Source organism: Paenarthrobacter nitroguajacolicus, assembly GCF_029952445.1.
Lineage (GTDB): Bacteria > Actinomycetota > Actinomycetes > Actinomycetales > Micrococcaceae > Arthrobacter > Arthrobacter nitroguajacolicus_B.
In genome coordinates this window covers 39,370-63,025 of sequence record NZ_JAQPPK010000028.1, presented here as the reverse complement: position 1 = coordinate 63,025, position 23,656 = coordinate 39,370, and the positions used below count along the sequence as shown (strand labels likewise).

The 23,656-nt window shown below is 63.5% G+C and carries 23 protein-coding genes; 6 read left to right on the top strand and 17 right to left on the bottom strand.

The genetic code is table 11. The annotated features are described in order from the left end of the window. Positions 1 to 20: 20 nt before the first annotated feature. The 6 genes from PJL15_RS18310 to PJL15_RS18285 all read right to left on the bottom strand — a co-directional run bounded on the left by PJL15_RS18310 (position 21) and on the right by PJL15_RS18285 (position 7,781). Entirely contained in the window at positions 21 to 851 is an 831-nt protein-coding gene (locus PJL15_RS18310) for a sugar phosphate isomerase/epimerase family protein (protein WP_281452560.1), read from the bottom strand. Between the two features lies 1 nt (position 852). Then, positions 853 to 1,974 carry a Ppx/GppA phosphatase family protein gene (locus PJL15_RS18305; RefSeq protein WP_281452559.1) on the bottom strand — a complete coding sequence of 374 codons (1,122 nt, stop codon included), beginning with the start codon at positions 1,972 to 1,974 and terminating at the stop codon, positions 853 to 855. 89 nt (positions 1,975 to 2,063) lie between these two features. After that, the gene (locus tag PJL15_RS18300; protein WP_281452558.1) at positions 2,064 to 2,498 is read right to left on the bottom strand and encodes an SseB family protein; all 435 of its coding nucleotides are present in this window, start codon (positions 2,496 to 2,498) and stop codon (positions 2,064 to 2,066) included. Between the two features lie 78 nt (positions 2,499 to 2,576). Continuing rightward, positions 2,577 to 5,300: a type I DNA topoisomerase gene (gene topA / locus PJL15_RS18295; protein WP_281452557.1), complete on the bottom strand. Its 2,724-nt coding sequence runs from the start codon at positions 5,298 to 5,300 to the stop codon at positions 2,577 to 2,579. Positions 5,301 to 5,424: 124 nt separating this feature from the next. Continuing rightward, positions 5,425 to 6,063: an ArsR/SmtB family transcription factor gene (locus PJL15_RS18290; RefSeq protein ID WP_281452556.1), complete on the bottom strand. Its 639-nt coding sequence runs from the start codon at positions 6,061 to 6,063 to the stop codon at positions 5,425 to 5,427. 68 nt (positions 6,064 to 6,131) lie between these two features. Beyond that, positions 6,132 to 7,781 carry a DUF7059 domain-containing protein gene (locus PJL15_RS18285; RefSeq protein ID WP_281452555.1) on the bottom strand — a complete coding sequence of 550 codons (1,650 nt, stop codon included), beginning with the start codon at positions 7,779 to 7,781 and terminating at the stop codon, positions 6,132 to 6,134. A 94-nt stretch (positions 7,782 to 7,875) separates the two neighbouring features. Between PJL15_RS18285 and PJL15_RS18280 the strand changes: the two genes are divergently transcribed. Both PJL15_RS18280 and PJL15_RS18275 read left to right on the top strand, forming a co-directional pair. Beyond that, positions 7,876 to 8,319 carry a hypothetical protein gene (locus tag PJL15_RS18280; protein ID WP_281452554.1) on the top strand — a complete coding sequence of 148 codons (444 nt, stop codon included), beginning with the start codon at positions 7,876 to 7,878 and terminating at the stop codon, positions 8,317 to 8,319. Between the two features lie 73 nt (positions 8,320 to 8,392). Beyond that, on the top strand, positions 8,393 to 8,920 hold the full coding sequence (locus tag PJL15_RS18275; RefSeq protein ID WP_281452553.1) for a hypothetical protein: 528 nt from the start codon (positions 8,393 to 8,395) through the stop codon (positions 8,918 to 8,920). 8 nt (positions 8,921 to 8,928) lie between these two features. Here PJL15_RS18275 and PJL15_RS18270 read toward each other — a convergent pair whose 3' ends face one another. Next, complete coding sequence (locus tag PJL15_RS18270; protein WP_281452552.1) at positions 8,929 to 9,825, bottom strand: rhodanese-related sulfurtransferase; 897 nt, start codon at positions 9,823 to 9,825, stop codon at positions 8,929 to 8,931. A 126-nt stretch (positions 9,826 to 9,951) separates the two neighbouring features. Between PJL15_RS18270 and PJL15_RS18265 the strand changes: the two genes are divergently transcribed. Then, on the top strand, positions 9,952 to 10,647 hold the full coding sequence (locus PJL15_RS18265) for a GNAT family N-acetyltransferase (protein WP_281452551.1): 696 nt from the start codon (positions 9,952 to 9,954) through the stop codon (positions 10,645 to 10,647). Between the two features lie 84 nt (positions 10,648 to 10,731). Beyond that, positions 10,732 to 13,074, top strand: coding sequence for a DEAD/DEAH box helicase (locus PJL15_RS18260; RefSeq protein ID WP_281452550.1), 2,343 nt, complete (start codon positions 10,732 to 10,734; stop codon positions 13,072 to 13,074). Positions 13,075 to 13,085: 11 nt separating this feature from the next. Here PJL15_RS18260 and PJL15_RS18255 read toward each other — a convergent pair whose 3' ends face one another. From PJL15_RS18255 to ssd, 7 genes are all read right to left on the bottom strand, one after another. Beyond that, positions 13,086 to 13,433, bottom strand: coding sequence for an Rv3654c family TadE-like protein (locus PJL15_RS18255; protein WP_281452549.1), 348 nt, complete (start codon positions 13,431 to 13,433; stop codon positions 13,086 to 13,088). An 11-nt stretch (positions 13,434 to 13,444) separates the two neighbouring features. Then, the gene (locus PJL15_RS18250) at positions 13,445 to 13,771 is read right to left on the bottom strand and encodes a TadE family type IV pilus minor pilin (RefSeq protein ID WP_432443839.1); all 327 of its coding nucleotides are present in this window, start codon (positions 13,769 to 13,771) and stop codon (positions 13,445 to 13,447) included. Between the two features lie 56 nt (positions 13,772 to 13,827). Continuing rightward, positions 13,828 to 14,235, bottom strand: a complete 408-nt coding sequence (locus tag PJL15_RS18245) for a DUF4244 domain-containing protein (protein WP_432443838.1) — start codon at positions 14,233 to 14,235, stop codon at positions 13,828 to 13,830. Positions 14,236 to 14,415: 180 nt separating this feature from the next. Continuing rightward, entirely contained in the window at positions 14,416 to 15,012 is a 597-nt protein-coding gene (locus PJL15_RS18240; protein ID WP_281452547.1) for a type II secretion system F family protein, read from the bottom strand. Next, positions 15,012 to 15,803, bottom strand: a complete 792-nt coding sequence (locus tag PJL15_RS18235) for a type II secretion system F family protein (protein ID WP_281452546.1) — start codon at positions 15,801 to 15,803, stop codon at positions 15,012 to 15,014. The genes PJL15_RS18240 and PJL15_RS18235 overlap by 1 nt, the downstream gene beginning before the upstream one ends. Continuing rightward, complete coding sequence (locus PJL15_RS18230; protein ID WP_281452545.1) at positions 15,800 to 16,990, bottom strand: TadA family conjugal transfer-associated ATPase; 1,191 nt, start codon at positions 16,988 to 16,990, stop codon at positions 15,800 to 15,802. Before PJL15_RS18230 ends, PJL15_RS18235 begins: the two co-directional genes overlap by 4 nt. After that, positions 16,987 to 18,105: a septum site-determining protein Ssd gene (ssd, locus tag PJL15_RS18225; RefSeq protein WP_281452544.1), complete on the bottom strand. Its 1,119-nt coding sequence runs from the start codon at positions 18,103 to 18,105 to the stop codon at positions 16,987 to 16,989. The genes PJL15_RS18230 and ssd overlap by 4 nt, the downstream gene beginning before the upstream one ends. Before the next feature lie 189 nt (positions 18,106 to 18,294). Here ssd and PJL15_RS18220 point away from each other — a divergent pair, with 189 nt between their 5' ends. Continuing rightward, positions 18,295 to 19,983, top strand: coding sequence for a bifunctional 3'-5' exonuclease/DNA polymerase (locus PJL15_RS18220; RefSeq protein WP_281452563.1), 1,689 nt, complete (start codon positions 18,295 to 18,297; stop codon positions 19,981 to 19,983). Positions 19,984 to 20,148: 165 nt separating this feature from the next. Further along, a complete protein-coding gene (locus tag PJL15_RS18215; protein ID WP_281452543.1) occupies positions 20,149 to 20,349 on the top strand; it encodes a YegP family protein in 201 nt (66 codons plus the stop codon). 39 nt (positions 20,350 to 20,388) lie between these two features. On the opposite strand, the gene PJL15_RS18210 is transcribed toward PJL15_RS18215, so the two are convergent. The 3 genes from PJL15_RS18210 to PJL15_RS18200 are packed head-to-tail and all read right to left on the bottom strand — an operon-like array spanning position 20,389 to position 23,401. After that, complete coding sequence (locus PJL15_RS18210) at positions 20,389 to 21,066, bottom strand: NUDIX hydrolase (protein WP_281452542.1); 678 nt, start codon at positions 21,064 to 21,066, stop codon at positions 20,389 to 20,391. Then, positions 21,063 to 21,857, bottom strand: coding sequence for an endonuclease III (gene nth / locus PJL15_RS18205; RefSeq protein WP_281452541.1), 795 nt, complete (start codon positions 21,855 to 21,857; stop codon positions 21,063 to 21,065). Before nth ends, PJL15_RS18210 begins: the two co-directional genes overlap by 4 nt. 11 nt (positions 21,858 to 21,868) lie before the next feature. Further along, positions 21,869 to 23,401 (bottom strand): hypothetical protein, encoded by a 1,533-nt coding sequence (locus PJL15_RS18200; RefSeq protein ID WP_281452540.1) that lies wholly within the window; start codon positions 23,399 to 23,401, stop codon positions 21,869 to 21,871. Between the last annotated feature and the right edge of the window lie 255 nt (positions 23,402 to 23,656).

Genomic DNA, 23,656 nt, shown 5'->3' with positions numbered 1-23,656 from the left:
GCGGGCGCCCGGCGCGGCGCCTAGCCCCGCTCGGCGGGCGCCGGGACTGTCAGGTGCTGCCGGGCGAACCGCAGGGTTTCCGCGAGCATTTCCTCCCGCTCCCCCGCCACCTTCGCCTTGCGCGTGGAAATCTCCGCGACCACGACGCCGTCAAAACCGGTCGCCGCCAAGTGCTGCAGGGCGTCTGCACATTGTTGTGTTCCGGTGCCGGGCACCAAATGCTCGTCCTTGCCCGATCCGGAACCGTCGGTCAGGTGGACGTGCCGGAGTTTGCTTCCCAAGGCCTTGATGGCCTCAAGGCTGTTGGCCCCTGCTGTGGCGGCGTGCGAGAAGTCCCAAGTGACGTCGTCGTAATCCTGGCCCAGCGGATCCCAGTGCGGCAGGTAAGCGACCGCTTCGCGCCCCCGGACGCGCCACGGATACATGTTCTCCACTGCGATGCGGACCTTGTACATCGTGGCGATTTCGCGGACACCCTCAACGAAGTTCTCCGCGTAGTTGGACTGCCAGCGGAAAGGAGGATGGACCACAACGGTGTCGCAACCCACTTCGGCCGCCATCTGGCATGATTTCTCGATCTTGTTCCACGCCGTGCCCCACACCTGCTGAGTCAGCAGCAAAGTGGGTGCGTGGATGGAGACGATCTCCTGCTTGTAGCGGTGGCTGAGCTGGATCAGGGCAGCGGGGTCCTGGCTCACGGCGTTATTGGTGACCATCACCTCCACGCCCTCGTAGCCCAGGTCCTGGGCCACGGCGAAAGCGTCATGGACGCTTAGCGGGTAGACGGAGGCGCTGGACAGCGCCACTGGGATCTGGCGGTCATTCACTTCAGGTTCGACGTCGTTGCTCATCTCAGGAGGCCAGCCCGCCTGCCGCGGGGGCTGGAATGGGGGAAGGGGCAGGGGTGTTTATCGGGACCGGAAACTCTTTCACTTCCGGGTGGGAATCGTCGTGCTCCGGGGTCTGGCCATTTTCCTTGGTCGCTTTCTTCTTGGACTTGTCCTTTTTCCTTTTGCCCACATGGGGTGCCGGATCAAGGGCTTCCTCGAAGACCAACTGGTCCAGCCTCCGGAGGATCAAGCCTTCCCGCAGTGCCCAAGGACAAATCTCCATGGTGGGAAATTCGAACAACTCAAGCGCAGCCTCGGCCACCAGGGCACCGGCCAGCAACTGACGCGCCCGCGCATCGGAGACACCCGGGAGATACAGCCGGTCTTCCACCGTCATGGCGGAAATCCGCTGTGCCCACAAGCCCAGATCCGCTGCGTGGAGTTCGCGCTTGACGTACGGTCCGGCCGCGCTGGGGGCGGCTCCGGCGATGCGGGCCAGGGAGCGGAAGGTCTTGGAGGTTCCGGCCACAAGGTTGGCGCGGCCGAGTTCATGGAAATTACGGACAACGGGCTTCAGGGTCGAACGGATGTAGCGCCTGAGTTCCTTGACGCTTTTGGCGCTGGGAGGGTCGTCGTGGAGCCAGTCCCGCGTCAAACGGCTGGCACCCAGAGGAACCGAGGTGGCGAACTCCGGGAGCTCGTCGGTGCCGTAGGCCATTTCAAAGGAGCCGCCACCGATGTCAAGGTCCAGGATCGGTCCGGCACCCCAGCCGTACCAACGCCGGACGGCGAAGAACGTCATGGAGGCTTCTTCGCTGCCGGTGAGTTCCTGGAGGGTCACTGTTGTTTCGTGCTTGACCCTTGCCAGGACCTCGGGGCCGTTGGTGGCTTCGCGGATGGCCGAAGTACAGAACGCCAAGAGGTCCTCTGCCTTATGGCTGGCTGCGAACTCCCATGCCTCGAGGACGAACTCAATGAGCTCGTGCTGGCCGGCGTCGTTGATGTTGCCATCACCATCGAGGTATTGGACCAGTGACAGCGGACGCTTGTGGGAAGCGAAGGCTACCGGGCGCGCGCCGGGGTGGGCATCCACCAGCAGAAGGTGGACTGTGTTGGACCCGATGTCGAGAACGCCAAGACGCATTCTGCCATTATTCACCGATTCGAAGCCCGGTAAGCAACTTGGCGGTGACGTTTCGCCGACGCGGAGGAAACCGCCGTGCCGCCTTGCTGTTATTCCGCTTGATCTGCTGCCTCATCGGCGCGCTTGAAGTCACGCCGGATATTGGCAATGCCCTCGGGATCGATTTCGAAGCCGAACTCGCTTCCCGGGTTGATGACCATGCCCAGTTCGTCACCGATGTTGCCAAGGATGGCAGAACCCATGGTGCCCAGGACGTGCGGGGCCGCCTCGAGGAAACGCTCGTCAACGCGGCTGGGGTGGCTGAAAACTGCCAGGACGGGCTGCCCGTCAGCATTGGAGAGCACCAACGGCTCAACTGAGGAGTCCGGGCCGTCCACGGCTTCCGAGCTGACCAGGTAGACCTCGTTGTTCAGGAAAGCGAGGATAACGTCCACCGGGTTGGCATCCGGCTGTTCGGCCAAGGCGAGCTTTGCCTCGAGGTCGTTCAAAGGTTCGTTGTCCGGGGAAACCGTCTGTTCAGTCATGGTTCTACTCGACCACGATGCCGGCCGGGACGCAATTCGCGATTGCTTCCCGGCCGGTCCTGGTGTCCCTTTGTGGGGTTACTTCCTGGCTGCGGCCTTCTTGGCGGGGGCCTTGCGTGTGGTGGTCCGCTTGACCGGACCCTTGGCCCGCTTTTCCGCCAAAAGTTCGACGGCGCGTTCCCGGGTCAGTTCCTCAAGGGAGGTTGAGCGCGGGACGGTAATGTTCGTGACACCGTCAGTGATGTAGGGGCCGAAGCGGCCTTCCTTTACCACGATGTTCTTCTCCGACACGGGGTCGGGGCCGAACTCAGCCAGCGGTGGAACAGCTGCCCGCGCACCACGCTGTTTGGGCTGCGAGTAGATTTCCAATGCCTGTTCCAGGGTGATCGTGAAGATTTCCTCTTCAGATCCGATGGACCGGGAGTCCGTGCCCTTCTTCAGGTACGGACCGAAGCGGCCGTTCTGGACGGTGATGGGGTTGCCTTCCGCATCCTCACCGAGAACCCTGGGAAGGCTCATGAGCTGCAGGGCTTCATCCAGGGTCACGGTGTCCACCGTCATGGACTTGAACAACGAACCGGTGCGCGGCTTGGCCTTTACCGGCTTCTTCGGAGGCTTGGGCTTGCCGTTCTTGTAGTACTCCACCGGTTGGTTGGCCAGCTGTTCCTCGGTCATTTCCGGGATGATTTCAGTGACGTAGGCACCGTAGCGGCCGTTCTTTGCCACCACCGTGTGGCCCGTGTGGGGATCTGTTCCCAGAACCCGTTCTTCGGGCGCGGACGTCTCCATCAGCTCCTTAGCTTTTTCCGCCGTGAGCTCATCAGGGGCGAGTTCCTCGGGAACGTTGGCGCGGGCGGATTCGACTACCTCGCCTGTCTTCTCATCCACTGTTGGGATGGAGCTTTCCAGGTAGGGACCGAACTTGCCAACGCGAAGGGTGATGCCCTCTGCGATGGGAACCGAGTTGATCTCCCGCGCGTCAATCTCGCCGAGGTTGTTGACGATGCTGAGCAGGCCGGGATCGGCATCTTCACCGTAGTAGAAGTGCTTGAGCCAGGCAGTACCCGCAGCCTGCCCATTGGCGATCTTGTCCAGGTCACCTTCCATGTCGGCCGTGAATTCGTAGTCCACGTAATCCGAGAAGTGCTGCTCCAGCAACCGGATCACCGAGAACGCGATCCAGCTGGGAACCAAGGCCGAGCCCTGCTTCCGGACGTAGCCACGGTCCTGGATGGTTGAAATCGTCGAGGCGTACGTGGATGGGCGGCCGATGCCGCGCTTTTCCAGCTCAGCGGTGAGCGACGCTTCCGTGTACCGCGGGGGCGGGGACGTTTCGTGCCCAACAGCCACGATGTCCGAAGCCGTCAGGGCATCGTCCTTGGCAACGTTCGGCAGGCGGCGTGCTTCATCGGATTCGTCGTCGCCGCGGCTTTCGTCCTTGCCCTCTTCGTAGGCAGCAAGGAAGCCGGGAAAGGTGATGACGGTACCGGATGCGGAGAACTCTGCGTCCCGGCCATCCGTAGCCACTGCACCCAGGCGGATGGTGGCAGTGGAGCCCTTGGCGTCGGCCATCTGCGAGGCGACGGTGCGCTTCCAGATGAGCTCGTACAAGCGGAACTCGTCGCCACTCAGCTGCTTGGCGACCTGCGCCGGAGTGCGGAAGGAGTCACCGGCAGGACGGATGGCTTCGTGCGCTTCCTGGGCGTTGGCTGCCTTGTTGGCGTAGACGCGCGGGCTCTGGGGTACGTACTCGGGTCCGTAGAGTTCCGCAGCCTGGCGGCGGGACGCTGTCAGTGCTTCGTCACTCAGCGCCGATGAATCGGTACGCATATAAGTGATGTAGCCGTTTTCATAGAGCCGCTGCGCAATCTGCATGGTGCTCTTGGAGGAGAACCTGAGCTTACGGCCGGCTTCCTGCTGCAAAGTCGAGGTCGTGAACGGGGCTGCGGGCCTGCGGGTGTAAGGCTTGGTGTCCACGGAGCGGACACGGAAATCAGCGTTTTCCAGTCCGGAAGCCAAAGACGTGGCGAGTTCCTCGTTGAGGTGAACCACGTTCGACGAGGTGAGTTGACCGTTGTCGTTGAAGTCACGGCCGCTGGCAACCTTGGCACCGTCCACGGCGGCAAGCTTGGCCTTGAACGAGCCCGAGCCTGCGCCGAACTGCCCCGTCAGGTCCCAATAGGAAGCTGCCCGGAACGCCATGCGTTCGCGTTCGCGGTCCACCACCATGCGGGTCACCACGGACTGCACACGGCCAGCCGAGAGACCGCGGGCAACCTTGCGCCACAGCACCGGCGAAATCTCATAGCCGTAGAGGCGGTCAAGGATACGGCGTGTCTCCTGGGCATCAACCAGTGCGGTATCGACGTCGCGCAGGTTATCCATGGCCCGGTGGATGGCTTCCTTGGTGATTTCACCGAAAGTCATGCGGTAGACGGGAACCTTGGGCTTCAGGACCTCCAGGAGGTGCCACGCGATGGCTTCGCCTTCGCGGTCCCCATCGGTTGCGAGGTAGAGGGCATCAGCATCTTTCAGCTGTGCCTTGAGTTCGGCAACCTTCTTCTTCTTGTCCGGGGAGACAACGTAGTACGGCTTGAAGTCGTTTTCGATGTCGACGGCGAACTTGCCCAGCGACGTCTTCTTCAGTTCTGCAGGAAGGTCCGAGGGTTGGGGAAGATCCCGGATGTGGCCAATGGAAGCCTCGACGATGAAGCCCTCGCCAAGGTACTTGGCGATGGTCTTGCTCTTGGCCGGAGACTCCACGATCACGAGTTTCTTGCCGGTTTTTGCCTTGCTGGGCACGGTGCTCCTACAGAAAAAATGTGTAATTGGGCTGCTGCCCATATTGGCCTAGTTCACCATAGTTTGCAGAATCCTGCGTTTTGGCATGGAGAACCAAGGGGTCCTTCGGGGACCTGGGACGGTGCTACTGGCCCGGTGCCACGCGGTCGTCAGGGATCATCGACCACAACGTTGCCATGCGCTCCGCCCCCTCGGGAATCCGGGTGGGATCCTCAAGTTCGTACTCCCGGAAAACTTCCCGGATTCGGTCCGCAAGCTCTTTGCGCTGCGGATTGGTCAAGTACAGCAGATTGCTTGAAAGGACCACGGCAGCGGGCTCCTCTCCAGCCTCGCCCCGCTGCCTCCGCTCACCACGGGCTTTGGCGAACGCCGATGCCCTGCGCCGGAAGGCGTCGAGTTCCAGGTCCACCACTGCGATTTCCGGGCTGGCAACGCTGCCTCCCGAAATGGTGAAGTCTGTCCCTGCCGCTTTCCAGCGCCTTTCACGGGCATCTCCCGAGTTCTCCGCGGGCGCAACAATTCCCCACTTCTGAAGGGCGCGGAGGTGGTAGCTCATGGCACTGGGCGTGAGGCCTGTCCTCGCTGCGAGTTCCGTGGCCGTGTGGCTGACCTGCGTGGCGTAGAGCTCGGAGATCACCTCAATGCGGGCAGCATGGGCCAGGGCACGGATGGCCTTGGGGTCGGTGATCTCAACCGTCTTCTCCGCCCGCTTCCGCCGCGGAACGTCGCCTGACGTTTGGGGTGTCTCGTTGTTCGCAATCACTTCATCAGTGTAGTCAGGGTCACTAACTGCAGGGCCGGACCCGGGGGAACGAGGCGCGGCAGGGCCGTTCAAGAGCTGTACCGATCCGGATCAGGAAGCAGGAAACCGTCAAGGACCAGATTGGTGACTTCGCGGAAAAGCCCCTCCCGGAACGCTTCCTCGTCGAAGGTGTCTTCGCCGCCCAGGAGAGCCACCAATGCCGAAACTATCTGGCGGACAGACAATTGTCCGTCGCAGGCCGAAACGAAGCCGGCCAGCTCAGTGCTCAGCAAGTTGGTCCGGCGAAGGCCGGCACCCTGGCGCAGGAGAATGACACCGGGATGGGCGGCACCGGGACGCTGGTGCCGCTCTTCGGTGACGTCCTCGGCAACTACCAGGTGGGCATCAGGGATGGGATTGGCGGACACCCAGTCAGCACGCTCGACTGCGGCACCCAGATGCGGTCCGATCGGCTGCTCTATGGGGTAAGTGATCTCCTCGAAACGGTTGATTGCTGTCCCGCTACCGGCCCCGGGGCGGCGAAGCCAGATCATGCCAAAACCGATTCCCTCAACATTCCTGGAGCCGAAGTCGCTGAGGTAGGCGGAGTAGGCGTCCTTGTACTGCCCACCTTCCCGGTTCTGCGAAGCATCCTGCAACCAGGTTTCCGCGTACTGCTCAGGGCCGACCTGCTCGCGCTGGATGAACCAAACATCCAACCCGGAGTCCTTCAGCCAGGCCTTCGGGCGGTCCTTCCAGTCAGTTCCCGCAGCAACTTCCCAGTTTCCCAGCATCTGCGCAGTCCCGCCCGGTTCAAGGACCGTGCCCAGGGACCGCACCAGTGATGCCACAATCTCGTCCCCCGGTAATCCGCCGTCCCGATAGGTGAACTGGTCGGACGACAATTCACCGCCGGTACGGGGAGTAATCACGAACGGCGGGTTGGACACCACCAGGCCGAACTCCTCCCCGGACACGGGCTCGAGCAATGAACCCAGCCTCAAGCTCACACGGCTCTCCAGGTTGCTCGGGTCCAGGCCCAGCGCGGCAGCGTTGAGCAGCAGGTTAAAACGGGTGAACGCAAGCGCCCGCGCGGAGATGTCCGTGGCCGTGACGTGCTCGCAGTGGTGCAGGAGGTGGAAGGTCTGGATTCCGCAGCCGGTCCCGAGATCCAGCGCACGTCCCGTGTGCTGCCTGGACGTGGTCTGAACGAGTGTCGTGGACGCACGGCCAATCCCCAGCACGTGGTCGTGCCTCAAGACTCCCGGTTGCTGATGGGCTGCGAGATCGCTGGCCACCCAAAGTTCCGCTCCCCCGGTGCCATCGGCGTTGGCGTCCCAGCCATAGGGACGAAGGTCCGCCTTGGCGCGAACCATCCCGGCATCAATGATGACCAAACCCAGAATTTCGAGTCCTTGGGATCCTGTTCCCGGCAGGGCTGCATCGACATCGGCGATGGTCTGCGGCACAGCCAGCAGCCACAGGCGGACAACAACCGCCAGCGCACGCAGAGCCGGGTCTTCGGAGACCATCCGACGCTCACTTGCCAACAGGGCCGGAACAAGCTGGTCACTGGACAACGCTTCCGAGGCGGACTCTCCCAGGAGTTCGGCCACTCCGTCCACAGTGTAGGAAACGCCGCGAAGATCTGCGGCGAGGGCCAAAAGGAGATCCGGCTGGTCGCTGCGGGGAGCATCGTCAGTGTTGCCGGCAGTAAACAAGGAAGCTGTGTCAGTCACCTTGCAAGTGTAGGGGCGGCACACCTGCGGTGCGGCTTGGCTGTTCGCCCTATGTGGACAAATCAGGGCTCCCGAACCCGGTAGCGTTGGAACCATGCTCAACTTCTCCTCCACAGGGCGCCTTGCCGGCCTTGTTGCCATCACCGCGGCGGCGCTGCTGGGAGTCTCCGCCTGCCAGGCTCCGGTCAATATCCAGGACGCGGATGTCCCTGCATGGAAGGAAAAGGTCCTCCCCGCAGCCAGCACCGCAGTGCTGGAGGATTCGGGCAAGATTCTCAACCGGGATCCGCTGGTTAAGGAATCCGCCGGCGTCCCGGTTGGAAATTACACGCTGACCATGGCGTGCGATGGCGGCGGCAAGGCCTATTTCGCCGTCTCTTCCGGCGGAAAGAAGATCACCGACGCCGCTGCAGCCTGCAACGGCAGCCTCGACGTGGTGAAGATCAAGGTGCCCGGTAGCGGTCCCATCAGCATTTCGACAAGCAGTGTGGACGCCCCGCTGATCTTCGCCTACCACTTGGTTCCCGCAGGCAACTGAGCCGCCCCGTGGCCCCCTCCCGCCTCCTCTGGCGGGCCTTCAGCAAGAGGCTGCACGGGCGTAAAGTCAGCTCATGGGCAGCAGGGCAGCTCCCTTCGCAACGGTACAGCGGCTGGCGAGGGCCGCCGTCGGACTCCTTGTGCTGTGCGGAAGCGTGAGTGCCTGCGAATATACCTACGAGGACGGCGGCAGGCCCGAGGCCAGTGCCAGTTCAACGGCGACCAACGTGGTTCTCCCGCCGGACCCGGCCCTGGAGGAGACCGTCACGGGAAAGGCCCTGGATGAGTGGGCCACAGCTGCCCTGCCCCAATCCCAAGGGCAGTCGTTCTATTCGAGCCTTGGCTACCTGGCCGCCGGCGAGTCGCGGACCGAGCAAACTGTCCAGTTGCCGGGAGGCACGTATGCGGTGACGCTGGCCTGCCGCGGTGCACGCCGGGTGGCGTTTGCGGTCAAACTTGGCGAGGCTGAACTGGTTGACCTCACCCTGGGATGCGCAAATGCGCGGGTCAGCGTGGTCCAGCTGGAAAAGGACGCAGTGCTCTCCATCACTGTGGGTACGGGAGCGAATGCCAACTTCGCCTACCGCGTGAGCAGGCTCTGAACTTTCCCTCAGGCAGCGTCGCAGCCACCAGGGCAGCGGAGTGTTTCCGGACTCGAAGCACACTGGGCACAGTAAAGGGTCAGCGTGCGGCAACTGGGGTTGGAGCAGTTCTCGAACTTGTTGGTGGGCGATGCGCACCTCACGCACTCGCCGATGGTCTTGGCTTCCTCGCTGAATTCGACGTGCATGCGCTTGTCGAACACATAAAGGGAGCCCTCCCACAGGCCCTTGTCCTTGAACGTTTCGCCGTACCGGACGATGCCGCCATCGAGCTGGTAGACCTCTTTGAAGCCCCGGTTGACCATCAGGCTGGACAGCACTTCACAGCGGATTCCGCCCGTGCAATATGTGACCACCGGTTTGTCTTTGAGGTCATCATATTTTCCGGAGTCGAGTTCCTTGATGAAGTCGTGGGTGGTGTCCACGTCCGGAACAATTGCGTCCTTGAATTTGCCGATTTTGGCTTCGAAGGCATTGCGGCCATCAAAGAACACGACGTCGTCACCGCCGGCTTTTTTCGCGTCCACCAAGGCGTGCAGTTCCTCGGGCTGAAGGTGCTTCCCGCCGCCCACAACACCGTTGTCGTCGACCTTGAGTTCGCCGGGCGCACCAAAGGAGACTATTTCGTCGCGGACCTTGACGCTGAGGCGGGGGAAGTCGTCCGCGCCACCGTCCGACCATTTGAAGTCGATCCCGTGGAACCCCTTGTACTCCCGGGTGGTCTTGACGTACTGCTTCATGTTGTTCAGTTCGCCGCCCACGGTGGCGTTGATGCCATCCTTGGAAATGAGGATCCGGCCGGTGAGGCCCAGTTTTTCGCAGAGGGCGCGCTGCCACAGACGCACGGCGTCGGGGTCGGCGATCGGGGTAAAGCCATAGAAGAGAACGATTCGGTTTAAAGCCACTATTAAAGGGTACTTGGTGCTGTAAAACCGGGGCGCGGCGGACGGCCAAGTCACAATTCCATAAGCAACGTTCCTTCCGCTGACATCGCTCTGTTCCTTCAGGGGGCGCTGGCATAGTCTCTCTACATGAGTCCAGACGCCTTGGTTGAAGACATTGCGCACCTCTTGGAAGTCTGGGTGGCCGGCTGGTCCGGCTGCCGGGGCTATGAGTCACGCCAAGAGGGACGCTTCCCTGCCGCACTTCGCGCCGACAAAACCGGTGACTGGGAGTACTTCGCCCACGATCCCTCCGACGATGAGTTCATTGCCCTGGCGGGCAAGACCGCGGAATCCCCGAGCCGAATCCTGACGATCCTCACCAACGACGTCCAACGGTACAAATACCTGGCTGGTCAACACGGCCTGACTGTGACGTCCGCTTCCCAAACGATGATGATCGTTGACATGGAAACCCAGGATGCCGAGGATCCCTGGCTCCCCGACGACGACCTTGAACTTGCCACTTCCGAATCGAACGGCGTCCATCACGCAGTGGTGCATTCCGGCGAACAAGTGGCCGCCAGTGGCAGGGTGTACGTGGTGGACGGTACCGCCGTCTTCGACAAAATCGTCACTGAACCACAGTTCCAACGGCGCGGATTGGGCAGCTTCATCATGAAGGCTCTCGCTGCCCAGGCTTTCTCGCACGACGTCGAAAACGGCCTCCTCCTTGCATCCTTGGACGGCCAAAAGCTTTACTCCCATCTGGGCTGGGACGTGGTTTGCCACGTGATCATGATGTCGGTCAGCGGTGCCGAAGGCTCGGACCTCTCCGGCGCCTGAAGGTTGCCGCTTTGCGGGCGCGTTCGACGGCGGCCCTCCAGGCCTGGCGCCGTCGACGTCCCCGCACAGTGACAGAATGATTCGGTGGCTGCACCGAATTCGCTGATCTCCCTGTTGGGCCGGACCCAGGACCCCGAGCAGCTTCGCCATGTCCACACCATCCCTGCCCGCAAAGCGGTCAATGAGCCTTGGCCGGGGTGGGTGCATCCTGATGTCGTGTCCGCCTACGGAACATTGGGCATCCACGAACCGTACCGTCACCAGATCCAGGCCGCTGAGATCGCCCATGGCGGCCAGCACGTGGTCATCGCCACCGGGACAGCTTCCGGGAAGTCTCTTGCCTACCAGCTGCCGGCGTTGGATGCGATACACCGTTCCGAATTGCGGGTCCTGTCGGATCCGGGGAAAATTCACGACGACGGTGCCGTCACGCTTTATCTCTCTCCCACCAAGGCACTCGCTGCGGACCAGCTCGCTGCGATCCGGGCGCTGAAGCTGCCCACCGTCCGGGCAGAAACATACGACGGCGACACTGACGTCTCGTCCCGCCGCTGGATCCGTGACCACGCCAATTTCATCCTGGCCAACCCGGACATGCTGCACTTCGGAATCCTGCCCAACCACACGTGGTGGGCACGGTTCTTCCGCAGGTTGCGCTACGTGATCGTTGACGAAGCACACAGCTACCGAGGGGTCTTTGGCTCGCATGTAGCAAATCTCATGAGGCGGCTGCGCCGGATTTGCGCATACTACGGTGCGGGCACTTCCTTTCCGGAACCCGTATTCATCGCGGCCTCCGCCACCGCATCCGACCCCGCCGTTTCCTTTGGGAGGCTTATCGGTGCTCCCGTGCGTGAAGTGTCCGAAGATTGTTCTCCGCACGGATCCACCACAGTGGCGTTCTGGGAGCCTGCGCTGACCGACGTCAAGGGAGAGAATGGCGCCAAGCAACGGCGGACGGCAGTCGCCGAAACGGCCGACATCCTGGCCAACCTGGTTTCTTCCCGGATCCGCACCATCGCGTTCATCAAGTCCAGGCGAGGGGCGGAGTCCATTGCCTCCATCACCAAAAGGCTTTTGGACGAGGTGGACCCGAGCCTGCCCGGTCGGGTGGCCGCCTACAGATCCGGATACTTGCCCGAAGAACGGCGCGCCCTGGAGCAGGCCCTGAGGTCCGGCCAATTGCTCGGAGTCTCCAGCACGTCCGCCTTGGAACTCGGTATCGATATCTCTGGACTGGATGCTGTACTGGTGGCAGGGTGGCCCGGTACCCGCGCATCCCTCTTCCAACAGATCGGCCGGGCGGGGCGGGCAGGACAGGACGCGATTGCTGCCTTTGTTGCCAGCGACGACCCCTTGGACACTTACTTGGTGAACCACCCGGAGGCCATCTTCGACGTCTCGGTGGAAGCCACGGTCTTTGATCCGGGCAACCCCTATGTCCTGGGTCCGCACCTGTGCGCGGCCGCTGCCGAGTTGCCCATTGGTCCGGCTGAGCTCGATCTTTTCGGCCCCACGGCCGAGGGACTTCTTGACCGGCTGGTAACCCAGGGGTACCTGCGCAAGAGGCCCGCAGGATGGTTCTGGACCCATCCTGAAAGCGCGGCCGGGATGGTGAATTTGCGGGCCGACGGCGGCGGACCTGTCAGCATCGTGGATGCCGAGACCGGATCCCTCCTGGGAACCATGGACTCGCCGCAAACGCATTACCAGGCGCATACGGGCGCCATCTATGTCCATCAGGGCGAAAGCTACCTGGTGGAGGATCTCAACGAGACCGACCATTGCGTCATGGTTCGCCGCGTGAACCCCGATTTCTACACCACGGCCCGGGACGTGACGCAGATCGAGGTTCTTGAAACGACGCGCACTGTTCAATGGGGAGACATCACCGTGCACTTTGGCGACGTCAAAGTGACCACCCAAGTTGTTTCCTTCCAACGCAAAGCCTTGATTTCGAATGAGATCCTCGGCGAAGAGCCGTTGGATCTGGGCGCCCGTGACCTGTTCACCAAAGCCGTCTGGTTCGTGGTGGACAACAGATCACTGCATGGAGCGGGGTTGGTGGAAGCAGAGTTCCCCGGTGCCCTCCACGCAGCAGAGCATGCCGCAATCGGGCTCCTCCCCTTGGTGGCATCAAGTGACCGCTGGGATATTGGCGGTGTTTCCACTGCCCTGCACGCCGATACCGGGGTCCCTACGATCTTTGTATATGACGGACATCCCGGAGGTGCCGGGTTCGCCGAGCGGGGCTTCGAGAAAGCCAAAACCTGGCTGACCGCCACTCGGGAGGCCATCAAGGCCTGTGAGTGCGAAGCCGGCTGCCCGTCCTGTGTCCAGTCCCCCAAATGCGGCAACAAGAACAATCCCTTGGACAAGGCAGCCGCCATCACACTCCTTGGCGTCTTGCTGAAGGACGCCGTCTAGGCGCCTGTCGGTTACGGAGGTGGTCCCGCCCGGGCATGCCCTGTGGCGACTCCCCAGTTGAAGGGATAAGGCAGCTCGGTGGCAACCTCCACCACCTCGCCCCTGATCACCATGCAGGAGGTCAGGGTTGCGTTGTGATGCCCAACCACATCCGCGGCCACGGCACACGGCTCTCCCGAGGTCAGGCCGCGCGCCGCATCGGCTCCTGCAAGGGCTGCCAAGTCGGCAGCAGAGGCGGCCCGGGAGGCCAAAACCCCTGCCTGCGCAAGTAGGAGCAGAGCAAGCAGGAGGGCCATCACCACAGCTCCCAAAGCCAGGGCAAGCACCGACCCTGATCCGCGCTCGGCGGCGAGAGCCATGGTTCGCTTCCTCACGATGTTCCTGTCTCCGCGCGGGCGGAGGCTGAGGCCGTCAGCTGCCATGGAATCAAGGGACCCAGGGCTCCACCGACGGGTGATGAAGCGGTGACTGTCAGCCACCCGCCGTCGTCTGTCAGCGAAGAAGTGGCCCCCTCCCCCGCAAGCCGCCGGACAGTGCCCTGAACCGAGACAGTGGTTTCACCCCGGGCCGAAGCCCGGGCACCGGCTCTTACCGCCTCCTCCAGCCGCAATTGGGTGATACCGGCAGCGCCACCTGCCAGCAGGAAAGCCAAAAGCAGCACCACGGCCGGCAATGCGACAGCGAACTCAGCGGTCACAGCGCCGTCCTCGGGCACTGCCGGAACGCGTCTCCGGCGAGCAAGCAGCACCTTGGTCATGGCAAGGACAAGGCCGTCCGGATCACGTTGAGCAGGAAGCCCCGGACTTCCTCGCTGCGAAGGATCACCACCAGCAAACCGGCCAAACCAACAGCTGCCAGCGTGGTGATGGCGTATTCGGCGGTTGCCATGCCCAGCTCCGAACCCATGAGCCTTGTCCGTGTACTTACCTTGTCCCAGAAGCCGTCGTCCTCGAGACGCCGGTCCTCGTACTCCGCGGGTTCCTCAAGGCCAAAACCAAATTCCCACAGTTCGTCCTCAAGATCGAATCGTTCGAGATCGTTGTGTACGCGCTCGTACTCGGTGAGCTGGTGCTCCCGGGTTGCGACCGGTTCTCCGGAAGGAACCTTCGGGTATTCAAGGGGAGCCGGAATATCAGGAAGCATGGTGGATGGTGTTTTCACGGTGAGGTCCTTTCGGGAAGTGCCAGCACTCACTGGCTGATTCGACTCTCCCGCGATCCGATGAGGCCCGGAAGAACAGGATTGAGGCAAGTGGATAACCCCTCCGAAAGACCGGATGTGGAGGAGCAGTTGAGGTCGCAGGGACAACGGGGACATCAAGGACAACGGGAGCGCCAAGTTTCATCCAGATGGAATCATGGCGATCAGTACAGGAACGATGCCCAGGCAGATAAAGGCCGGGAGGGAACAAAGACCCAAGGGCACCACTAGCTTCACGCCCAAAGCCGCCGCGCGTTTTTCCGCGGACCTGAACTGCTCGCGCCGCTCTCGTGCGGCTTGCGCATAGAGGATCGACGCCGAGGGAGCTCCGGTGACGGCCGCGAAGGCCAGTGCATCCTTCAGTCGCAGGACCTCAGGTGCGTGCTGCGCAGGCGTCCGCCAAGCGGTTTCCCAGTCCGCGCCAATGGCCAAAGCGGCTACGACTGGCCTTAATGACCGGGCGATGGGAGGTGAAGCCGCTCTGGCGAGCAGTTCCAGCGCCCTCCCGAGGCCCGCTCCGGCATCCAGCATTGAGGCCACCAATTCCAGCATCATGGCCGTATCGCGAAGTCCATCCGCCCCAGACCGGCCGTGATCCGCAATCTCGCCAGCCTCCCCGCCCGCCGACAAGCCCGAAACACGTGCGAGCAGCAAGCTGTCTCGGTTGGGGACGGCGAAGGAAATGAACGACGCGAGGACCAGGAGACCCATCATCAAAAGGATCGAACCGCCGGGCATCAGAGGCCTCCAGCCGCGGCTGCGACCAATCTGGAAGACCAGATGCGCCCGGCAACGGTGAGCAGCAGCCCAGCCGCAAAGGTGGCCACACCCCATGGGTTGTTCAGCAGGATACCCAGCGGGTCCACTCCGAGCGCCATGCCCAGCACCAAGCCGAACACCGGAAGCCATGACAACAGGCGAACGGTGGCCTTGGGTCCTGCGAGCGCTGTTTGGCGTGCGGCCTCGGCATCTTCTTCGGCCTCGAGTTGTGCCGCGAACCGGGTCAGGAGTTCTGCCAGGGGGCATCCGCTGCTTTCGGCCACCTCCAGGCAGGCGGCCAGTTCCATCCAGACCCTGTGCTCGGAACTCCCGTGTTGCGGGTAAGTCTGCTCCGCCGTTCCGCGGATGGCCTCGGCGGGAGAATTGCCAACGCCTGTGGCGGCCCGAGCAGCCGCGAGCACTTTTAGTGAGCTGGTGGAAAGTGAAGCTGCGGGCGTTCCTGCTGGCGAGGGCGCGGCGGCTTCTTTGGGTGCCGGCAGGGCATGGACAAGCCAGAGCTCTTCCCACAGCCGTGACGTCCCGCGGCCCCCGCGCAGGAGTGCTGCAAGCTGCTGGATCAGGACCACCAAGGACAACGAATCGGGAGATCGTCGCTGCCGGAAGCGAAAGGGCGGGAATCCGCCTGTTGGCCTGCTGCGGGTGCCCCGGTTTCTGTCCAGGCTTCTTGCGACGCGTTGACCGTTGGCCTGTTGGCCCTGGACATGCAGCCACGCAGCAGACGCCAGGACAAGGACGAAGACGCTTATCACGTGGGATCCATGGCAAGCCGCCCTGACAGTTCCGGCCACGCAGGGCCGCGCACCATCCCGGCTGGGCCCAGGCTAAGGGCGGAAACCACTTCGGGTCCTTTGAGGGTCTGGGCCATCACACCGATCGATGCCACTCTCCGCCCCACCTGCGTCCTGGCCACATGGATCACCACGTCCAGGGCCGAAGAAACCTGCAACTGCACGGCCTCGGCATTCAGCCCTGCGAGGGCACCGAGGGCCACAAGACGTGCAGGCACCGCTTCAGCTGTGTTGGCGTGAATGGTGCCACCTCCACCCGTGTGCCCTGTGTTCAGCGCCGTCAGCAGTTCGCGGACCTCGGCACCCCGGCATTCCCCGACGATCAGCCGGTCTGGGCGCATGCGCAGTGCCTGGCGGACCAGTTCGCCCAAATCAAGGGTGCCACCGCCTTCAAGGTTCCCGTGGCGCGATTCAAGGCTGACCACGTGGGGATGGACAGGGTTCAGTTCCGCGGCGTCCTCAATCAGCACCAATCGTTCGTCCGGATCGCTGAGACCCAGCATGGTGGAGAGGAGGGTGGTCTTTCCGGAACCCGTGGCGCCGCTGATCAGGAAGCTCAGCCTTCGAGCCATGATGGCCCGAAGAACGGCCTCAACCGGTTCGGAGAACATGCCACCCGCTTGCAGCTCCTTGAGGGTGAAGACTTCCTCGCGGCGTATGCGGATGGACAGGAGGGTTCCTGCTGTGGAGATGGGCGCAAGCACGGCATGGACACGGTAGCCTCCGGTGAGCCGGACGTCAACGCACGGGGAGCCATCATCGAGTCGGCGTCCGCCAGCAGCCACCAGCCGGGTGGCGAGCGATCTGACGTGATGCTCGGCTCTAAACCGTACCGAACTGCGTTCCAAGCCCCGCCCGCGGTCCACCCACACCGATTCCGGTCCGTTGACAAAGATGTCAGTGACCGATGGATCCCGGGCGAGCTGTTGAAGCGGTCCCAGTCCGTTCAATTCGGCATTGATCGATTCCGCAGCCTCCAGGGCTCCGGCGGTGCCGAGCAACCTACCACTGGCTTGTACAGCTGCCGCGACCGTTGATGGCGTGACTGGAGCGCTCGCGGCAAGTACTGACTCGCGCACTGTCTCAAGAAGCAGCGAGTCCAGCTTTGGTGCCTGCCGGCGACGCGAGCCCTCTACGAAACGGCTCACTGGACAGCGCCGTTCAGTTCCAGCACACCCGCTGCGAAGCGGCCGACTTCCTTGCGCCGGCCCAGTTCAAGCAACCGGCCCTGTTCCGTGCCGGCCAGGACTCCGCGAACCTCGGGGACCACGCCAGCCAGGCGGAGTCCGAGCGATTCGGCGAGGAACGACGGGTCCACCGTGGATGCGTGGTTCCCGCGCACCAGAAGCCCGGTCTCCACGGGCGGGAGCCCGTCCAGGACCCGGGAAGACGCTACGGCCGGTCTCAGGTGGGCGGGTGTCAGCAGCAGGAGTTTGTCGCAGTCCCACGCGAGTCTTCCCACGCCCTCGTTGTTGCGTCCGAGGTCCACGATGATGAGCTCGAACCCCCGCCGCGCAGCGTCCATGATGGCGGCAACAGCTCCCGCATCCGGACTTCGCACTGGTTCACGGGTACCGGGCCAGGACAGGTACGTGAACCCACCCGTGGCTGGCAGGGATTCCCGGAACTGGGCAGGATCTATGCTTCCCCTGCTTTCCTGGAAGTCCGGCCATCGGAGACCGGGGACCGGTTCATCAGTGAGGGCAAGTTCCAGTCCGCCTCCCCATGGATCGCCGTCGATGAGCAGGGTGCTGACGCCCTCGGAAGCGGCGGCTTGGGCAAGCCAGATGGCAGCAGTTGTCGCGCCAACGCCCCCACAGCCGCCGACGATCCCCAGGACCGTCCCACCGTAGTCGGGCGAACCGGACATACTCAGGTGCTCCGCCAACCAGGCGGCTGCCTCGGGAAGGACCGCCACCCGCTCTGCTCCCAGCGCGGCAGCCAACCGCCAGAGTCCGTCTCCTTCGCCGGCCCTGCCCAGCAGCACCGACGGTGCCCTCCGTCTGGGCGGCAACTCACGAATATCGCTTCCCACCAGCACAATGTCGGCGCTGTCCCAGCCATGAACGGCCTCGGTGACGTCAGCGGCCGTTCTTAGGCTTCCACCCGCAGCTGCAACTATTCGCTTTGCTTCCTCCTGGATGTAGGGATCGGACGATAGGAGGAGTACCCCCGACGAATCCCGGGGCAGCCAGTACGCATCCGGGTCCCCTTCCGTTGCGTGGCTAATGGGTTGCCGATGCCGACGATTTCGCGTGCTCATGGACCCACACTGGCCGAATCCCTGGACGCGGATAAGGTGCCAGGACGGCTATGTGGAAAACCGGCTTGGAATCGAATGCCCACCGAATATGTGGAGGACAAGTCGTCCGGGAGAAGCCCCCCGCACGTGGCAGGGCCACGCGGCGGTGTCAGCCCCACGCCGCACGTCCAACAAGGCAGAATGGAACGCATGTATTTGCTGCTCGCCGCCCACCCGGATGGCGCAGCCATACAGAGGATCTCACCAAGCGGGAAAGCCACGGCCGACGCGCGCGTCCTCACCCGAGGTGAGCTGCCCGGCGTCGTGCGTGAATTCGAAGCCCAGCGCCCCCGCTGGGTGTGGCACCGCGCGCAGGACTGGTACCCGGAACTCCTGGCCCAGGACATCGAGCTGGAGCGGTGCCATGACCTGGCGCTGTGCGGTGCAATCCTGGCCCACTCGGAATTCACCGCCCACACGGACTATGCCAAAAACGCCGTCCAACTCACCCAGGACGACGACACCCCTCCCCGCCTCCTCCAGCCGCCACCGCCCCCTGCGGATCAGGGTGCGCTCTTCGAGGACCTCCCGCCGTCGGATCCCAAAGCGGGGCTCGCTGAACTGAAAGCGGAGTTCGCGGCTCAACAGGAGGCGGTGGCGCATGTAGCCACGGACCACCAGCGAAGGCAGCGCCTGCAATTGCTGCTGGCAGCCGAGTCGGCGTGCGCGATCATCGCAGTCGAAATGCAACACGCCGGTGTCCCCTGGCGTGAAGAATTGCACCAACAGATCCTGGCCGATGTCCTGGGTCCCCGCCCGGCGCCCGGACACAGGCCTCCTGTCCTGGAAGCCCTCTGCGCCGAACTCCGGACAATCCTCAACTCCCCCGGCCTGAACCCGGATTCCCCGCAGGACCTCATGCGGGCACTGCACCGCAACGGGATCGAGGTCAAAAGCACGCGGCAGTGGGAACTCCAGGAGTCCAAGCATCCTGCCATCCAGCCCCTGCTCACCTACAAAAAGCTCTCCCGCCTCCACACCGCCAATGGCTGGGCCTGGCTGGACGCGTGGGTTCGGGACGGGCGATTCCACCCCGAGTACGTGGTGGGCGGCGTGGTGTCAGGCCGCTGGGCTTCGCGCGGCGGTGGCGCCCTGCAAATCCCACGCAACATTCGCGCGGCGGTGCACGCTGATCCGGGGCACAAACTGATCGTGGCCGACGCATCACAGTTGGAGCCCCGCGTTCTGGTGGCCCTTGCCCAGGACACAAAAATGGCCGAGGCCGCGCGGGACAAAGACCTCTATGCAGGCATCGCGGCACAAGGCTTTGGTGGCGACAGGGCGAAGGCGAAAGTTGCGCTCCTGGGAGCGATTTATGGCGCTACCACAGGCGAATCAGGCAGGCTCATGCCCCAGTTGGCACGCACATATCCGCGAGCCGTGGGCTTCGTGGAACAAGCAGCCCGGGAGGGCGAAGCCGGCCGGACTGTCACCACACGCCTCGGGCGCAGCAGCCCGCCGCCGTCGGCTGCTTGGTGGCGGAGCCAGCAATCAACCACCGCCGAGGAACAACGCAGGGCCGACAACCTGGCCCGCTCCCGCGGCCGTTTCACGCGGAACTTCGTCGTCCAAGGCTCGGCAGCGGAGTGGGCGGCATGCTGGTTGGCAGAATTACGACGGCGGTTGCGCGGCTTGCGCGCCGAAGGTTCACCCTCCGGGGAGCTCGTCTTCTTCCTCCACGACGAGGTGATGATCCACGCCCCCGATCACGCCGTGGACGCCTGCATCCGTGCCATTGAAGAGTCCGCCGCTGCAGCGAAAGAGCTGATGTTCGGCCGTATCCCGGTGGAATTTCCGGTGAGTGTGGCCGTCGTCGAATCCTACGACAAGGCGAAGTAGCCGCAGGCTAGCGTCATGCCGCGCGACTATCCAGTCACATCTCGCCATATGAGCTGCGGTGACCAGCGAATGACAGGCAACTTTGGTTCGCCGCAGCTTCCCGATACTTTCACTATGTGGACACGTTCCACGTGGCGTGCAAGGAAGCATTACAAGGGGGAAAGCATGGCAGGCAGGTTTGAAATTCTCAAGGAAAACGACCAGGCGTACCGGTTCCGGCTCACGGCAGCCGACGGGACCGTCGTAGCGGAGTCTCCGACGTTTCCACACCTTGACGGTGTGGTGGCCGGCATCAAGGCTGTTCGGGAGAACGCCGCTACCGGCCTGATCGTGGACCGTTCGACGCCGGAACGCAAGGCCGCCTGAACGGCTGCAAAGGCTGCATCGGCTGAACCGGCGGCGCGGTCAGAGATCGATGTCGTGGAGTTTGGCCCGGTCCCACGGAACGGTCCAACCCAGTTCATCGAAAAGGCCGCTGAGGACCATTCCCGTGAAACCCCACACCAGAACACCATTGACGGTAAATCCGGGGCTCGTAAAGGTACGGCCAAAACGCGAAATCGTGGCCGTGACCCGGTTTTCAGGGTCCAGCAGGTCCCGGACCGGCACCCTGAAAACCTGCGCTGATTCGGCGTAATCCACCACGCGGACCGGTGAAGGGGCGTCCCACCAAGCCAGGACCGGTGTGACCCGGAAGTTGCTGCGGATGAGCCCCAGTTCAGGGATCACGCCCAAAACCTGAACACCGCCTGCATCCAGCCCTGTCTCTTCCACGGCCTCACGCAGTGCGGCGGCCACCACGGACTCGTCGTCGGGGTCCACGCTGCCACCCGGGAAGGCCACCTGCCCTGGGTGGTCGTCCAAAGTGTTCGCCCGTTCCAGCAGCAAAACGTCGAGGTCCGCCGGTGCGATCGGGCGTCCCGACTCAGCCGGAATATCATCGAGGACACCAAAAAGCATGAGGACCGCCGCTGCCCGATTGGTCTCGTCCGTGACTGGCAGCATGTCCCAGAGGGCAGAGTGTTCCTGCTGGCCAGCCTCGAACCGGGTCACCAGGGCGGTCAGTTCCTCCAGCGCGGTCACCCGGGCCTCCTTTGCGATTCCATCCGGATCTCCGCGGCGCGGTGTGTCTCAGCCAGAAGCTTTTCCAACAGTTCCTCATTGCCCGGGGCGAGCTCGTATTTCAGGAGCTTGGCGGCCTTGACGGGATCGGTCTCGCCTTCCCCGTAACTTGGGCACAGGCTGGCCACCGGGCAGGCGCCACAGGCCGGCTTCCTCGAGTGGCAAACGCGGCGGCCGTGGAACACCACCCGATGCGAAAGCATGGTCCAGTCGCGCGGTTCGAACAGTTCTGCCACATCGAATTCGATCTTGACGGGATCGTCCGACGTAGTCCAGCCGAACCTTCGGGCCAGGCGTCCAAAGTGCGTGTCCACGGTGATGCCGGGAACGCCGAAGGCATTGCCCAGCACCACGTTGGCAGTTTTGCGTCCGACGCCGGGCAGGGTCACCAGGTCTTCGAGCTTCCCGGGGACCTCGCCGTCGTACTCATCCACCAGCCGTGTACTGAGCGCCAGGACGTTCCGGGCCTTGGCCCTGAAAAAGCCCGTCGGCTGAAGGATCGCCTCCAGTTCGGCGGGGTCGGCCTCGGCCATGGCCCGGGCATCGGGATAGCGGGCAAACAGGATTTTAGTGACCTGGTTGACCAGCACGTCCGTGGTTTGGGCTGAGAGGACGGTGGCCACCACCAGCTCGAAAGGATTCCTGAAGTCCAGCTCCGCATGCGCGTACGGATACTTGTCCGCGAGAACCCTGTTGATCTTGCGTGCCCGGCGCTTGAGGGCGAGCAGCGAACCAGCTTCGGCGATGGCCACGGCGTCCCTCCCTAGCCGCGTTCGATGTTGCTGAGCTCCCGAAGAATCCCAACCTTGCCGTCGGTGTCCTGGACCAGGAACTCGTGGCCACGGTCTTCGAGCGCAAGCACCCATCCCCCGGGTTCGATAGTGAAGGACGGAGCGCCCGTGCGTTCGTCGTACGCGGTGCGGGGCTGGGCCACGGCGAACCAAAACGCCTCATACTGCGGGGTATCCGACTCTTCCGGACGGCTCGCGGGGTCCACTGTGGCGCCGATCGTGTCGCTGACCCTCCGGGTGTCTCCGGAGACGATCGGGGTTGCCATGGTGGCAGCCCACGGCTGTTGGGGTGCTGGCTGCTGGGTTGCAGCCTGCGGGTTTGCAGCCTGCGGGGCTGGCTGCTGCTGTGCATGCTGCGTGGTTGCCGGTTCGGAAACCGGGGTTTGTGATTCCGAAAGAGCGTCCGCGGCCGGTGCATCCTTGGCGGCATCCTCGCGCTCAGCTGCCGGTACGGCCGCTGAGGCGCCGGCACCCGAGATCCCGGATTCCGGTTCTTCGGCTGGGTCCGCAAGTGGCTTGCTGTCGGCAGCGTGCACGACGGCGGGAGCTTCCGTTGCCTGCGACGGCGTGCTTCCGTAGGTGGCTGGCGGGGCGAAGGGGCTGGCAGCCGCACCTGCGCTGGGCGCACCAGCGCTTGGGGCACCTGCGCCTGGGACACCTGACGATGCGGCGGCGGCTGCGGCCCCGGCCCCGGCTCCGGCTCCGGCTCCGGGCGCCGTGTATGCGTTGGAGGCGCCTTGGAATCCCGTACCTGCGTTGGAAGCTCCGGTGTTGGAAGCGCCTGCGTTCGAGTAACCGCCGTTGGAAGCGCCCGGAGCGGAGGCGGAAGTCGTCGGAGCCGGCTTGGGCGCTTTGGGTTCCTTCGGGGCTTTGGGGGCCGCCGGCTTGCGGCTGGGGACTGCGGCTTCGCGGGCAACAACATGGGCCGGAGTTTCAGCGCGGCCCTTGAAGTCCGCGGAGAGGAAGGGAAGGTGTGGCGCCAGCACGGTCGCAGCCAGAAGGCCCACGGAACCGACCAAGCCCAAGAGCACGCTGCCGTTGAATGAATTGGCAATGGTCAGGAAGAACAAGGGGAATGCAAAGGACGCAGTGACGGAGGCGAACTGGTCAACGGAAAGCGAACCAACCCGGACGATGGTTCCCGGCTGCAAACGGCGGGCAACGAAGAGCGCAACCACCACCAACGGCAGGATGATGCCCAGCAGGAGGAAGAACAGGTTTCCGAGGTTCCACAGGTTGTAGCGCGAGCCAAACATGGGCAAAAGCGAGGCCACAAACATCAGGAGCGTGGAGCCGAAGACGGTGAGGTCCCGGATGGTGAAAGGGCCCGCAACGGCGTCGAACTTGGACGCACCGTTGCTTGTGCTGTCACTTTTTCCGGGTACGCCAGAGGTTCCCGGCGCGGGGTTGCCGGCGGCGTTGCCACCTGGTCCAGTGGCCGTTCCAGCCGTGGTGTCCGGTCCCGTCGGCTGTGAGTCGTGCGGTCCTGGGCTCAGCTGGTTCATGTATTTCTCCTTCGTACGGCGGCGCCTTGGGCAGTCCGGTCCAATGAATTCCGCGGGATTCCGCAGCATCACCGGACACGCCTGAAGATGCGTCCCAAGACTTCTTCAGCCTATGCCACCCCACTGACAGCCTTCCAGCCGAAAACGGTTATGCGGTGCGGCCCACAGGGAACTCCAAGGTTACTTACAAAAAGAAGCCGAGACTTCGGCGACTACCAGCGGCCGGCGGGAATCGACGTCGTACGTCATGTAACC

Bases quoted from the DNA above. Each gene is read 5' to 3' on its own strand.
- PJL15_RS18300 (WP_281452558.1), bottom strand. From the start codon at position 2,498: ATGACTGAACAGACGGTTTCCCCGGACAACGAACCTTTGAACGACCTC.
- ssd (WP_281452544.1), bottom strand. From the start codon at position 18,105: ATGAGCACGCGAAATCGTCGGCATCGGCAACCCATTAGCCACGCAACG.
- PJL15_RS18305 (WP_281452559.1), bottom strand. From the start codon at position 1,974: ATGCGTCTTGGCGTTCTCGACATCGGGTCCAACACAGTCCACCTTCTG.
- PJL15_RS18240 (WP_281452547.1), bottom strand. From the start codon at position 15,012: ATGCCCGGCGGTTCGATCCTTTTGATGATGGGTCTCCTGGTCCTCGCG.
- PJL15_RS18220 (WP_281452563.1), top strand. From the start codon at position 18,295: ATGTATTTGCTGCTCGCCGCCCACCCGGATGGCGCAGCCATACAGAGG.
- PJL15_RS18255 (WP_281452549.1), bottom strand. From the start codon at position 13,433: ATGGCTCTCGCCGCCGAGCGCGGATCAGGGTCGGTGCTTGCCCTGGCT.
- PJL15_RS18280 (WP_281452554.1), top strand. From the start codon at position 7,876: ATGCTCAACTTCTCCTCCACAGGGCGCCTTGCCGGCCTTGTTGCCATC.
- PJL15_RS18310 (WP_281452560.1), bottom strand. From the start codon at position 851: ATGAGCAACGACGTCGAACCTGAAGTGAATGACCGCCAGATCCCAGTG.
- PJL15_RS18215 (WP_281452543.1), top strand. From the start codon at position 20,149: ATGGCAGGCAGGTTTGAAATTCTCAAGGAAAACGACCAGGCGTACCGG.
- PJL15_RS18200 (WP_281452540.1), bottom strand. From the start codon at position 23,401: ATGAACCAGCTGAGCCCAGGACCGCACGACTCACAGCCGACGGGACCG.
- PJL15_RS18265 (WP_281452551.1), top strand. From the start codon at position 9,952: ATGAGTCCAGACGCCTTGGTTGAAGACATTGCGCACCTCTTGGAAGTC.
- PJL15_RS18275 (WP_281452553.1), top strand. From the start codon at position 8,393: ATGGGCAGCAGGGCAGCTCCCTTCGCAACGGTACAGCGGCTGGCGAGG.